The 12,581-nt window shown below is 30.9% G+C and carries 14 protein-coding genes; 3 read left to right on the top strand and 11 right to left on the bottom strand.

Annotation, left to right across the window (positions count from 1 at the left end; genetic code table 11):
• Positions 1–13 precede the first annotated feature (13 nt).
• Positions 14–982 (top strand): tryptophan--tRNA ligase, encoded by a 969-nt coding sequence (gene trpS / locus WA340_RS04950; protein WP_336127626.1) that lies wholly within the window; start codon positions 14–16, stop codon positions 980–982.
• On the opposite strand, the gene dprA is transcribed toward trpS, so the two are convergent.
• Positions 983–2,086, bottom strand: a complete 1,104-nt coding sequence (dprA, locus tag WA340_RS04945) for a DNA-processing protein DprA (RefSeq protein ID WP_336127624.1) — start codon at positions 2,084–2,086, stop codon at positions 983–985. It lies immediately after the preceding gene.
• A 106-nt stretch (positions 2,087–2,192) separates the two neighbouring features.
• On the opposite strand from dprA, the gene WA340_RS04940 reads away from it, so the two are divergent.
• Positions 2,193–3,131, top strand: coding sequence for an SPOR domain-containing protein (locus tag WA340_RS04940; RefSeq protein ID WP_336127623.1), 939 nt, complete (start codon positions 2,193–2,195; stop codon positions 3,129–3,131).
• A 126-nt stretch (positions 3,132–3,257) separates the two neighbouring features.
• Complete coding sequence (locus WA340_RS04935) at positions 3,258–3,767, top strand: acyl-CoA thioesterase (RefSeq protein ID WP_336127622.1); 510 nt, start codon at positions 3,258–3,260, stop codon at positions 3,765–3,767.
• On the opposite strand, the gene WA340_RS04930 is transcribed toward WA340_RS04935, so the two are convergent.
• From WA340_RS04930 to atpG, 10 genes are all read right to left on the bottom strand, one after another.
• Positions 3,768–4,991 carry a murein hydrolase activator EnvC family protein gene (locus tag WA340_RS04930; protein ID WP_336127621.1) on the bottom strand — a complete coding sequence of 408 codons (1,224 nt, stop codon included), beginning with the start codon at positions 4,989–4,991 and terminating at the stop codon, positions 3,768–3,770. It lies immediately after the preceding gene.
• Positions 4,992–4,993: 2 nt separating this feature from the next.
• Positions 4,994–5,767: a DUF4292 domain-containing protein gene (locus WA340_RS04925; protein WP_027879267.1), complete on the bottom strand. Its 774-nt coding sequence runs from the start codon at positions 5,765–5,767 to the stop codon at positions 4,994–4,996.
• Positions 5,767–7,131: a tetratricopeptide repeat protein gene (locus WA340_RS04920; RefSeq protein WP_027879268.1), complete on the bottom strand. Its 1,365-nt coding sequence runs from the start codon at positions 7,129–7,131 to the stop codon at positions 5,767–5,769. Before WA340_RS04920 ends, WA340_RS04925 begins: the two co-directional genes overlap by 1 nt.
• A gap of 124 nt (positions 7,132–7,255) precedes the next feature.
• The gene (locus tag WA340_RS04915; RefSeq protein WP_336127619.1) at positions 7,256–8,275 is read right to left on the bottom strand and encodes a sugar phosphate nucleotidyltransferase; all 1,020 of its coding nucleotides are present in this window, start codon (positions 8,273–8,275) and stop codon (positions 7,256–7,258) included.
• Between the two features lie 83 nt (positions 8,276–8,358).
• Positions 8,359–8,670, bottom strand: coding sequence for a GIY-YIG nuclease family protein (locus WA340_RS04910; RefSeq protein ID WP_336127618.1), 312 nt, complete (start codon positions 8,668–8,670; stop codon positions 8,359–8,361).
• Between the two features lie 35 nt (positions 8,671–8,705).
• Positions 8,706–9,140, bottom strand: a complete 435-nt coding sequence (gene dut / locus WA340_RS04905) for a dUTP diphosphatase (protein ID WP_336127617.1) — start codon at positions 9,138–9,140, stop codon at positions 8,706–8,708.
• A 6-nt stretch (positions 9,141–9,146) separates the two neighbouring features.
• Positions 9,147–10,601 (bottom strand): oligosaccharide flippase family protein, encoded by a 1,455-nt coding sequence (locus WA340_RS04900; RefSeq protein ID WP_336127616.1) that lies wholly within the window; start codon positions 10,599–10,601, stop codon positions 9,147–9,149.
• A gap of 53 nt (positions 10,602–10,654) precedes the next feature.
• Entirely contained in the window at positions 10,655–11,113 is a 459-nt protein-coding gene (locus tag WA340_RS04895; protein WP_336127615.1) for a hypothetical protein, read from the bottom strand.
• Between the two features lie 19 nt (positions 11,114–11,132).
• Positions 11,133–11,603 (bottom strand): hypothetical protein, encoded by a 471-nt coding sequence (locus WA340_RS04890; RefSeq protein ID WP_336127614.1) that lies wholly within the window; start codon positions 11,601–11,603, stop codon positions 11,133–11,135.
• Between the two features lie 108 nt (positions 11,604–11,711).
• Positions 11,712–12,572, bottom strand: a complete 861-nt coding sequence (gene atpG / locus WA340_RS04885) for an ATP synthase F1 subunit gamma (protein ID WP_304140967.1) — start codon at positions 12,570–12,572, stop codon at positions 11,712–11,714.
• Positions 12,573–12,581: the final 9 nt, after the last annotated feature.

The raw sequence follows: 12,581 nt of genomic DNA, 5'->3' as shown, positions 1-12,581 counted from the left end.
ATTAAATTTAATCATGGCAAGAATACTTACAGGAATTCAAAGTACAGGAACACCACATTTAGGTAATATATTAGGTGCAATTTTACCTGCTATAAAATTATCCGAAAACAGTGATAATGAGTCTTATTTGTTTATAGCAAATTTGCACACTTTAACACAAATTAAAAATGCAGAAGAGTTAAGACATAACACCTACTCTGTTGCTGCAACCTGGTTAGCTTTTGGATTAGACATAGAAAAAACAGTGTTTTATAGACAAAGTGATATACCTCAAGTTACAGAACTTGCTTGGTATTTAAACTGTTTTTTTCCGTTTAAAAGAATGCAATTAGCCCATGGTTTTAAAGATAAAGCAGACCGTTTAGAAGATGTAAACTCTGGATTATTTATGTACCCAATGCTTATGGCTGCAGATATTTTATTGTATGATGCAGAGATTATTCCTGTAGGTAAAGACCAACTTCAGCATATCGAATTTACAAGAGATGTTGCCTCTCGTTTTCATGCAAAAATGGGTGAAGCTTTTGTTTTACCTGAAGAAAAATTGCAAGAAAACACCATGCTTATCCCAGGTACTGATGGCGAAAAAATGAGCAAGAGTAGAGACAACTACATCAACATCTTTTTACCAGAAAAACAACTTCGTAAAAAAATAATGAGTATTGAAACAGATAGTACACCGCTAGAAGAACCTAAAGACTGGAGTACGTGTAATTGTTTTGCTATTTACAGCTTATTAGCTAACGAAGAACAAATTGCAACAATGAAAGCTAATTACGAAAATGGTAATTACGGTTACGGTCATGCTAAGCAAGCGCTTTACGAGTTAATCTTAACCACTTTTGATGCTCAAAGAGAACGCTACAACTATTACATGCAAAACTTAGATAAAATAGACGAAGCTTTAGCTATTGGTGCAGAAAAAGCTAAAAAAGTAGCAGATAAAGTATTAGCTAGAGTTAGAGAAAAGGTTGGATATTAATTAAATAAGCTCAAACAATTTTCCTGGTAAAGGTCTAACAACACCTTTTAACTCCATATTAAGTAAAATACTTGCCATTTTGTAAGTTGGTAATTTGCAGTTTATAGCAATAACATCTAAAAGCTCTTTATCGTTATCTTTTAGGTAGTTATAAACTATTTTTTCATCTGCATCTAACTCTACAAATAACTGTTTTTGTACTGGCGGCTTTTTTAACGCTTCTAATTCCCAATTAAGCATATAAGGAATATCGAATGGTGTAGATAGCAAATGTGCTTTTTGCTGTTTAATTAGGTTATTACAACCAACACTTTGGCTATCTGTTATGCGACCTGGTACCGCAAAAACATCTCGGTTATAAGAATTAGCAATATCTGCAGTTACAAGGCTTCCGCCTTTTTCTGCAGATTCTATAACAATTGTAGCTTGACTTAAACCTGCAATAACACGATTTCTTTTTAAGAAGTTGTTGCGATCAAAAGTATCACTACTCCAAAAATCAGTATAAAAACCGCCATTATTTTCTACTTCAGCCACATATTTTTTATGCACTTTAGGATAAATTTGGTTTAATCCATGCGCTAAACAACCAATGGTTTGCAATTTGTTTTTTATTGCTGCTTTATGTGCAGTTATATCTGTACCATAAGCAAACCCAGAAATAATTATAGGCTTATATACCGCTAAATCTTCAATTAATTTTTCGCAAAAAGCCATACCAGATGTTGTAATTTTTCTAGTACCAACTATGCTAATAATGTGTTGATTATTTAAGTTGATATTTCCTGACGAGAACAATAAAATAGGACCATCTAAACAATGTTTTAATTTTTCAGGATACGTTTCATCTAAAAAATAATGACAATTTATACCTTCATCTCTTATGTATTTTAGTTCATTTTCTGCAGCTTCAAGATGATTTGATTTATGCAATTCACTCAATAAAACTTCACCAATACCGTCAATTTTTAAAAGATTACTTCTTTTTTCTTTAAAGACAGCTTCTGCACTTCCGCAGTGATTAATTAACTTTTTTGCAGTAGTATCTCCAATTTTTGATACGTGTTGTAAGGCTAAAATATGCAGTAATTGGCTATCTTTCATTTTATATTAATCTGATTTTTAAGCTACAAGAAAAGAAATTTATTGCTGTTAATAAATAATAGGGTCTAAATTTTATTCGCTTTTAAAAATTTATAACTTTGTTTTTATGCAATTAGAAACCTACATCAGCGATTTGTTATACCGTTACGATTGTGTGACTGTGCCAGAGTTTGGTGCTTTTTTAACACAACGTAAATCGGCTACAGTACACGATTCTACCAACGCGTTTTATCCGCCAAAAAAAGTATTATCGTTTAATGAACAAATACAAAACAACGACGGACTTTTAGCCCGTTACATTGCCGATGTAGAAAAAATACCTTTTGAAGTTGCTACGCAAAACATTGCAATGCGTGTCAAATCTTTAAAATCTTATTTAACCGAAGGTGAAACTTTAACCTTTGAAAATATTGGCGATTTAAAGTTAAATAATGAAGGTAAAATACAGTTTACACCATCTTATCACCTTAATTATTTAACAGATGCGTTTGGGTTATCGCAGTTTGTAAGTCCTTCTGTAACTAGAGAAGAATACAAAAAAGAGGTTGAAACTATTGAAAAAGAAGTACCAACCATTGCTATTACTAAAGAAAAACGTAAAAGCAGACCTTATCTTAAATATGCTGCAATTGCTATTATTGCTTTAGGTTTAAGTGGTTTTGGAGTAAATAATTACTACAAAAACATAGAAAACCATAACCAAATAGCTCAAGAAGAAGCAGACGCACAATTAGAAGACCAAATACAAGAAGCTACTTTTGTAATCAGTAATCCTTTGCCAGCTGTAACATTAAATGTAAATAAACAAATAGGTAATTATCATGTGATTGCTGGTGCTTTTAGATTAGAAGAAAATTCTGATAAAAAAGTAGAACAGTTAAAAGCTTTAGGTTTTAAAGCAAGAAAAATTGGTACAAATAAATACGGATTACACCAAGTTGCATACGGTAGTTATACGTCTAGAGAAGACGCTTTTAAGGCTTTAAATTCAATAAGAAAAGAAAATAATAAAGACGCTTGGTTGCTTATAAAAAAGTTAGACTAAGTAATGTTTAAAACAAATATTAAAAGCCTCACAATTATAATTGTGAGGCTTTTTGTTTTCATAATTATTTGTAAAAAGATAAACTAAAAATGTAAATCGTCTTACCTTTGCAAAAAAATAAATTTCATGACACCAAAAACTGCCGAAAGCTCTAAAACAACATTAACCGATTTAGTATTACCAAGCGAAACTAATCCGTTAAACAACCTTTTTGGTGGCGAGTTACTAGCACGTATGGATCGTGCAGCAAGTATTAGTGCAAGACGCCATAGTAGACGTATTGTAGTAACTGCTTCTGTTAATCACGTAGCATTTAACAGAGCTGTGCCTTTAGGTAGTGTTGTAACTGTAGAAGCTAAAGTATCTAGAGCCTTTAAAAGCTCTATGGAAATATTTATTGATGTTTGGATTGAAGATCGTGAGTCTGGAGAACGCACAAAAGCTAATGAAGCTATTTATACCTTTGTTGCTGTTGACGAAACGGGAAGACCTGTAAAAGTACCAGAACTTGTACCAGAAACAGACATTGAAAAAGAGCGTTATGCTGCTGCTTTAAGACGTAAGCAATTAAGTTTAGTTTTAGCAGGGAAAATGAAACCTCAAGACGCTACAGAACTAAAAGCTTTATTTGAATAATTACATTTTATAAACCCATTCCGCAGGGTTTTGTGATGCATTATTTTTATAAACGCTAAACTTTAATAAGGTTTGACCATCGCTGTCTGTAAAGACTTCGCCAATCTCTTGTTTTGTAGAAATCTGTTCGCCTTTTTTAACGTAAACTGTTTTTAAATTACCATAAGCTGTAATGTAATTACCATGTTGGATTAAAACCACAGGATTACTCTTTTTTTGCACCATTACAGCTAAGACTTTACCTTTAAAAACAGCTCTAACTTTAGCATCTTTTTCGGTAGCTATTCTTACACCGCTACTTTGTATTTCGACACTAGGATTTATAGGAGATCTTTGTTTTCCATAACGTAGTTTTACAATTCCCTTTTCTACTGGCCAAGGTAATTTTCCTTTATTACTTATAAAGTCTGCTGCTATTAATTTTGCTTCGGCTGTTAGTGCAAAACCAGATTTGTAAGTAGACGTTTTGCCTGCTTTTTTATTAGATTTTGCTATTTCGGCTTTAATAATTCGGTCTATTTCTTCATCTATTTTAGCAGCTTCACGCTGTTTTTCTTTTATTTGAGCAGCATACTTATTTAAGTCTTTTTTAATCTCTGCCATTATAGATTGATGTTGCTTTCTATCGGCTTCTAATTGATTTTGAATGACCTTATTTTCTGCAATTAACTTATCCTTTTCTTCTTTTTGCTTAACTAAATCTAAGTTTAAATCTTGAAGCTTTTTTGCTTTTACTTTTATGTCTTCGGCTTGTTGTTTCTGCACCTTTGCATATTGGTTCATGTACTGTAAACGCTTATAAGCTTGTCTAAAATTATCTGAAGACAATAAAAACATTACACGGCTTTGTTCGCTTTTATTTTTATAACTTTTTTGAATCGTTTTTGCGTAGTTTTCTTTTAAAATGGTAAGCTCGTCACGCAATTGCGAAATTTCTTTTTGATTATTATTTATAGATCTAGTTAATAAATTAGCTTGTTGATTGGTGACTTTAATTAAGTTATTAGTCACACTTAACTTATAGTTTAAGTCTTCTATTAAAGCGGTTTGATCCTTCTTTTTATTTTGGTTAGAAAAAAGAAGACTGTTTATTTTCTTAATTTCGTTTCTAAGCTCTATTCGTCTTGCTTCAAGCTGATCTTTTTTATTGTTTTGCGCTTGCGCGGAAGTGATGCCAAGCAACAAAAACATTAATGAAAGGGTTAGAAACTGATTGAATTTCATGGTTATAATTCTATTTTTTTATATCCTGAAGGAATGCTAAACGGAAAACGTACATCTTCATTCAAATCTACAGATTTTAATTCTAAATTAATCACTAGTTGATCTTCATTTTCTATAGCAAAAATCTTTGTTTCTGAAGGTAAAGTTAAGTTGTCTACTTTTTGATAAGATAAATAGTCTATTTGTAAAATTCTACGTTCTTTAGGTTGTGCAATTTGCTGAGAATCCATTTTAAAATGACTTGGGTTGAACATTAAAAAAAGCTCGAATAAATCGCGTTGTTTTTTTGGTTTTAATTGGTACGATTGGTCAAAAGTATCAATCTCATAATCTTTATCATTAAGTGCAAACATAGACTGACCTAATAGCATATTTTGTACTTTTTGAAAATCTAATTCTGTCCCTAAAAGATTACTTAAGTACGTAAAATCGCCATCAAAATAAGTGTTATCTAGTTTGTTATAAAACGCGACTCTTGTTGGTGTTATTAGCGCTTTAACTAACCCTAATTTACTCATCCAAATGGTTTTATCTTTTTCTATACGAAGACTAACGGTTGTTCCTTCAGATTTATTTTTTTCTATGTATTCAATTTTCATTTTACCGACTAAAGTCTTAAAATCTGACTCTACTTTTTCGGTTTGTTTAATTAATTGTTTTGCTGTTAATCTATTGTTTAGTTCGCCATTGGCAACAATAGTTTTGGCTGATTTACAACCAACAAATACAAATAAAAATAGTATTGTATATAGAGAAAATTGAGTTTTAATAGTCATTAATTAGATAATTGTAATTTTTTTGCTTTATCACTAAACGTTTTTGCTTTATTTAAATTGTTTGTTGCAGTATAAGCTTTGGCTAATTGATTATAAAAATCTGCTTCCATTGGTTTGTCATCAATAATGTAATCTAAGCCCATTTCTAAGCTTTCTATAGCTTCTTTTGGTCTGTTTAGATAGTTTAATGACACACCATGAGTAAGATATAAAACTGGTTGCGATGGGAAAATTTCTATACCTTCTTGGCTACGATCTGCTGCTTGTTTAAATTGTTTTAAATCTATGTGAAGAAGTATTATATTTCTTAATATCCCAAAGTTTTCTTCTTCTTTTTGAAGTGCTTGTTCGTAAAAACTTATTGCTTTTTGTTTTTCGCCTTTAAGTAAATAATATTGAGCTAACTCTACCAACGTTTTACCACTAGATTCAATTTTTGTTAGCATTGAAGTTACATCTACTAAGTCTTGCTCGTATTGTTGATTTTTACTGACAAATTTTACAAAATCTGCTAGTACTTTTATTTTAGATTCGGGATTAATTTTTGAGCTTTGTAAAGCAATTTTCATAGAATTAATTGCTTTATCGTGGCTACCTTCATCTAAATAAAATTTATATAATGCTAGATGAACAAGTTGGTTTTTTGGATTAATTTCTAATAGCTTTTTTGCTGTTTCAAATGCTTTTTTCTTGTCGTTATTTTCGCTGTAACGATAGATTAATCTTAAGTAAGTTTCTTCAGATTCTGGATTTTTATCTACGCGTTCTTCAAGATTTTCAATTTGATCTTTTTTTCTACCTGTTGCGTTGTAAATGCGGTTACGTAGTAAGTCTCTATCGTCTGTAATACCGTACTCTTCATCTAACTCGTCTAAGATTTTAAGTGCATCTTTAAAATTACCTGTTTGTACGTAAATATTGGCTAAATCCTCTTTATAATCTGGATGGTATTTTACCAATTGTCTTACGGTTTTTATGGCTTTGTTATATTCTTTTTGCTGAATGTAAACATGATACAGCTCGTCTAAAACCCATTCGTTATCAGGCTCTATTCTTAATGCATCTTTTAATGCATCTTCAGCTTCTCCAAAATTTTTAAGCTTGTTGTAGTTTTTTCCTAATTGATAATAAATAACCACATGAGAATCGTCTAATTCTAAGCATCGTTTTAAGTTATCTACAGCACGGTCATAATTTTCTATACCGTGTTGTTTCATGGCTTCGTAGAAATTATTTTGAAATTCGTCTTCAAAATTTCCTAAGTCGTCATTTGGTGTTTTATTAAAATCTACTTGGGCATAGTTAGTCTGCGGAATGCATAACATTCCGAAAAGGAAGTATAAGATGTAAAGCGTTTTTTTCATCTAAATAACCTTTTGACTAAGGTTTAAGTGACTTTTTATTTTAATTAGGTCAATAATTATACCAATTTATGTCTTTAAGATTTCTGCTTTCCCTTCGACTTCGCTCAGGGTAAAACTCAGAAATTTATTCCAAAACAGAATAATCGCCAATGCTAATTTTAGTAAACTTACCGTCGTACTTAACGTGGTTACCAATCATAGCTTCGTCTAAATTAGCATTTTTTATACTAGTTTGGTTTTGTATTAAACTATTTTTAACGGTTGCATTTTCGATAACACAATTATTACCAATAGAAACATATGGTCCAACCGTTGCGTTTTTAAGTACTACGTTTTCGCCGATATAACAAGGCGCTATAATTGTTGAATTTTCATTATTTACAGAGTCTGAAACTAATTGCTCTTCTCCATCTGCTTGTAAAAAGCCTAACATACGTTGGTTTGTGTCTAATGTTATGGTTTTGTTTCCGCAGTCCATCCACTCGCTAACTTCGCCTGTTTTAAAGACTTTTCCGTCTGCCATCATGCCTTTAATTCCGTCGTTAATTTGATATTCGCCACCATTAATAATATTATTATCTAATACTTTTTGAAGTTGATCTTTTAACTGACTTACTTCTTTAAAATAGTAAATACCTATAACTGCCAAATCGCTAACAAATTGTTGTGGCTTTTCTACAAGTTCTACAATTTCTTTATTATCGTTTAATTTAACAACACCGTAAGCTTCTGGTTGATCTACTTGCTTTACCCAAATTACTGAGTCTGCTTCTGGATCTAAATTAAAATCTGCACGAATTAAAGTATCTGCATAAGCGATTACTGCTGGTCCTGATAAACTGTCCTTTGCACACATGATAGCGTGACCTGTACCTAAAGGTTGATCTTGACGATAGATTGAGGCTTTTGCACCTAAACTTGTCGCTAAATCTGTTAAACTATCTACCACATCGTCTCCAAACCAAGCTGGATCACCTAAAACAAAAGCAACTTCGGTTATTGGTTGTTTTAAAACCTTTGCGATATCTTTTACTAATCTATGTACAATTGGTTGTCCAGCAACAGGAATTAATGGTTTTGGGACTGTTAAACTATGTGGTCTTAGACGAGATCCTCTTCCCGCCATAGGTACTATTATTTTCATTTTTTCATGCCTGCGTAAGCAGGTATCTTTTTTTAATTAAACTTATTTTTTGGGTTTGAGATTTCTGTTTTTACAGGAATTTATTATCTTATTTTATTAAAGTTAAGATTCCAATTCAGACTCAAATCTGTCCAGTTAGGATTTATTTCTTCTATTAACTCAATTTTCCAGTTTCTTTTCCATTTTTTAAATTGCTTTTCTCTTTTTTCAGCAATTAATCCATTTTCATATTCTTCAAAATAAACTAATTTATCACAATTGTATCTAGCTGTAAATGATTTAGGGTATGCTTTTAACTTATGCTCCTTAACTCTTTCGTCTATATTGTTAGTTACACCTATGTATAATATTCCATTAAGTTTATTTGTCATGATATAGACGTACCAAAGTTTCATTTTTACCTGCTTAGAGATTCCTGCTTTCGCAGGAATTATTTGACTCCTGTGCTGCCAAAACCTCCTTTTCCACGAGATGTTTCAGAAAGAGTTTCTACTTCAATCCATTCGGCACGTTCGTGCTTAGCAATTACTAATTGTGCAATACGCTCGCCGTTTTCTATCGTAAAATCTTCGTTAGAAAGGTTGACAAGGATAACACCTATTTCTCCTCTATAGTCTGCATCAACTGTTCCTGGTGCGTTTAAGACGGTTATTCCTTTTTTTGCAGCTAAACCACTTCTTGGTCTTACTTGCGCTTCAAAACCTATCGGTAACTCAATAAATAAACCTGTTTTAACTATAGTACGATCTAAAGGTTTTAAGGTTATTGCCTCATCTATATTTGCTCTTAAATCCATTCCAGCAGACGCAATAGTTTCATAATGCGGTAAAGCGTGATTGGATTTATTAATGATTTTTATTTGCATGAAATGTTATTTGAGTAGTTTTTTGATTTCATTTTTTTCAAGTTGAAAAACTATGCCTAAAAGTACAATTATTGCAGTAAAACCAATAAAATAATTACCTCTAAAATTATAAAAATAGATGAAAGAGAAACTAATCGACACCAATAAATAAATGACTATTTTCTTTAAATTGTAAGGAATTGGATAGTATTTTCTTCCATAAAAATAAGATAAAAACATCATTAAGCTATAAGCACAAAGCGTTGCAATTGCAGAGCCTTTAAATCCTATTTTAGGTATTAAAATGTAATTGATTAACAATGTAATTACTGCACCAAAAACCGAAATATAGGCACCATATTTAGTCCTGTCTGTAATTTTGTACCAAACGGATAGGTTATGATAAATACCAAGACAAAAGTTTGCTAATAGAATAAAAGGCACTATCCACATGGCGTCATAATAAGCTTCACTTCTAATAATTATAGGTTTTATTATATCTGCAAAAACAACAACTGTCACTAAGATTATTGCTCCAAATGCAATAAAAAACTCTAATATTTTGGCGTAATTTTTTTGTGGATCTTTAGTTTTTGAATGACTAAAAAAGTAAGGCTCTATCCCTAATCTAAAAGCTGTTGCAAAAAGCGTCATAAATAACGCTAGTTTATAACATGCAGAATACATACCTATTTGGTCATCTGCTATATTTTCTGGCAATAATTCTTTTAAAAGAATTCGGTCAAAGGTTTCATTTATAGAATACGCTACACCTGCAATAAGTACAGGTAAAGCATAGTTCATCATCTTTTTCCAAAGTTTAATATCTATTTTAAACTTCACTTTTCTATAAAATGGCAACAACCAAACCAACGTTAATGCGCTAGCAATGACGTTAGAAATGAAAATATAATTGATTTCAAATTTTGGTTTATAAATAGAATTGAAAATGGAGTTAGTTTCGGCTAAATCTTTTAAATAAACTAATAAAAACACATTAAGTCCTAAGTTTACAGCTACGTTTAAAATCTTAATTATTGCGTATTTCATAGGTTGACTTGTAGCTCTTAACCAAGCAAATGGTATAATTACTAATGCGTCTAAAAGCAATATTAGAAAGACTAAGTTTAAGTATTGTAAGTCAATTTCAATTAAAGATGAAATTTGATTTCTAAAAAGAAAAGCAATACCTAAAACAGCTAAACTACTTACTGTTAACGATGTTGCTGATGTATTTAAAACATTTTTTTGATTTTCTTCTTTATTAAAAAATCTAAAAAAGGCGGTTTCCATCCCGTAGGCTAAAACCACATTAAATAAAACGAAATAAGCAAAAATAAAAGATACTTCGCCATATTCAGCTCTTGATAACACTGAAGGATCTGTGTATAATGGCACAAGTATAAAGCTTAACATTCTGGGTAAAACTGTTGCTAAACCATAAATAAATGTTTGCTTAAAAAGAGATTTAAATCCGCTCAAAAGGTTGTTTATTTTGACCTAAATGTATTGAATTTGTTACAGTAATAAAAACATTAATTAATTGGTGGTCCTTCTGGATAGTAAACACCTTCTTTTTCTTCTATATTTGAAACCTTGTAATACTTAGTTGTACCATTTTCTATATAACTAATTATACATTCTCTATTTTCTAATTGAAAAGGAAAAAAACCTTTAGTTGTAAGAGCATTCCCTTCTTCGTTAGTTAATCTTTTAGTTAATCGAGAAAAATATTGACCTTTTAAAGGTGTTAGTTTTCCTTTCATTTTTCTAAAGTACACACTATCCATTTTAATACTTGAATGGTTTGGATAAAGGTTAGAAAAATAAAGGTTGACACCAGAGCTACCAATAGCTACACCTGTTGTCCAATGCTGTAAATACGTTTTAGTTAATTGAATTGGTGCTTGTTTTTGTAATGCGTATTTAGAAGGTGAACAATTACAAATACAAATAAATAACACAATTAGTGTTATTGATTTAAGGGCTTTCATAATGTAAGTAGGTTAATAATTAATTATTTTTTGGTGGCGCACTCGGAAAATACTCAGCTTGTTTTTCTTTTATATTATTAATTTTATAATACTTCTTTTTATCGTTTTCGGTATAAATGATAACTGCTTCATTTTCTTTTAAATCGAAAGGAATTTCTGCTTCTGTTTTAGGAGAGAAATCTTCATTTTGATTAGCTTCAGTTAAAATACGTCCTATAAACAGATTTGGATTATTTGGTTTAGTTTCTAGTAAAACTTTATGCCCTCTAAAATATAAACTGTCTAATGATGTATTAGTCTTTAAGTTAGTTACAGGAATAAATATATTAATACCTGATCCGCCATTTTTAACTCCTGCAACCCAGTTTTGATAATAAGATTGTTCTATTTTAAAACTCACACTATCTTGAAGTTTTTGGACACTAGAGCATTGTAAAAAAAATGCAAATACTAAAAATGTAAACGTGATGTATTTAAAAAAGTTAATCATGACCTTAGTTTTTATAAATATAACAATCAAATTGCATTCCATAAAAAAAAGCCTTATCAAAATTGATAAGGCTTTTTATTTATTATAATTACTTTTAGTTTAGCACAATTAATTATTTAATGCTTCTGCACCACCAACAATTTCTAATATTTCATTAGTAATTGCTGCTTGACGTGCTTTGTTGTAAGTTAATTTTAATTGATCTCTTAACTCTGTAGCATTATCTGTTGCTTTATGCATTGCTGTCATACGTGCTCCATGCTCGCTAGCAAAGCTATCTCTTATACCTTTATAAAGCTGAGTTTTTAAAGATTTAGGGATTAACTCTTCTACTATTTCGGCTTTAGAAGGCTCAAAAATGTAATCTAAATTAACGTTTTCATCCTGTTGTATTGGAACAATAGGTAAAAACTGTTCTGTCATTACTATTTGTGTTGCTGCATTCTTAAATTTGTTGTAAACGATTTCAATTTTATCAAATTCGCCTGTAACAAACTTATCCATTAGCATTTGTGCTATTTCTGCAACGTTATCAAAAGTTAGATCGTCATAAATATCACTTTTGTTAGCAATAACAATTCCTTTTTTTCCAAAAGCGTCATTAATCTTTTTTCCTATTGCTAAAACAGATACTTCTTTACCTGCGTAAACATTATCTATCAAATTGTTTGTTTGTTTGATAATGTTAGAGTTAAAAGCACCACATAATCCTCTATTTGAAGATATTGAAACTATTAATACTCTGTTTACTTCACGTTGGTCTGCAAATTTACTTCCTGCATCTGCTTCTAAAGTTGCACTTAAGCTTTGTAAAAGTTCTGTTAACTTGTCTGCATAAGGACGCATTGCTGTAATAGCGTCTTGGGCTTTCTTTAACTTTGCAGCAGATACCATTTTCATAGCACTGGTTATTTGCATTGTTGAAGATACCGAAGATATCCTATTACGTATTTCTTTAAGATTTGCCATTTTTTAGTA

The organism is Mesoflavibacter sp. CH_XMU1422-2 (genome assembly GCF_037029245.1).
In the GTDB taxonomy this organism is placed as follows: Bacteria; Bacteroidota; Bacteroidia; order Flavobacteriales; family Flavobacteriaceae; genus Mesoflavibacter; species Mesoflavibacter zeaxanthinifaciens.
This window is presented reverse-complemented; position numbering and strand designations above follow the sequence as displayed.

What these genes read in the sequence shown, in the direction of transcription:
- WA340_RS04930 (WP_336127621.1), bottom strand. Translation starts at nt 4,991, where the DNA reads ATGAAATTCAATCAGTTTCTAACCCTTTCATTAATGTTTTTGTTGCTT.
- WA340_RS04935 (WP_336127622.1), top strand. Translation starts at nt 3,258, where the DNA reads ATGACACCAAAAACTGCCGAAAGCTCTAAAACAACATTAACCGATTTA.
- WA340_RS04915 (WP_336127619.1), bottom strand. Translation starts at nt 8,275, where the DNA reads ATGAAAATAATAGTACCTATGGCGGGAAGAGGATCTCGTCTAAGACCA.
- dut (WP_336127617.1), bottom strand. Translation starts at nt 9,140, where the DNA reads ATGCAAATAAAAATCATTAATAAATCCAATCACGCTTTACCGCATTAT.
- WA340_RS04890 (WP_336127614.1), bottom strand. Translation starts at nt 11,603, where the DNA reads ATGATTAACTTTTTTAAATACATCACGTTTACATTTTTAGTATTTGCA.
- WA340_RS04895 (WP_336127615.1), bottom strand. Translation starts at nt 11,113, where the DNA reads ATGAAAGCCCTTAAATCAATAACACTAATTGTGTTATTTATTTGTATT.
- WA340_RS04925 (WP_027879267.1), bottom strand. Translation starts at nt 5,767, where the DNA reads ATGACTATTAAAACTCAATTTTCTCTATATACAATACTATTTTTATTT.
- trpS (WP_336127626.1), top strand. Translation starts at nt 14, where the DNA reads ATGGCAAGAATACTTACAGGAATTCAAAGTACAGGAACACCACATTTA.
- WA340_RS04920 (WP_027879268.1), bottom strand. Translation starts at nt 7,131, where the DNA reads ATGAAAAAAACGCTTTACATCTTATACTTCCTTTTCGGAATGTTATGC.
- WA340_RS04940 (WP_336127623.1), top strand. Translation starts at nt 2,193, where the DNA reads ATGCAATTAGAAACCTACATCAGCGATTTGTTATACCGTTACGATTGT.
- dprA (WP_336127624.1), bottom strand. Translation starts at nt 2,086, where the DNA reads ATGAAAGATAGCCAATTACTGCATATTTTAGCCTTACAACACGTATCA.
- WA340_RS04910 (WP_336127618.1), bottom strand. Translation starts at nt 8,670, where the DNA reads ATGAAACTTTGGTACGTCTATATCATGACAAATAAACTTAATGGAATA.
- atpG (WP_304140967.1), bottom strand. Translation starts at nt 12,572, where the DNA reads ATGGCAAATCTTAAAGAAATACGTAATAGGATATCTTCGGTATCTTCA.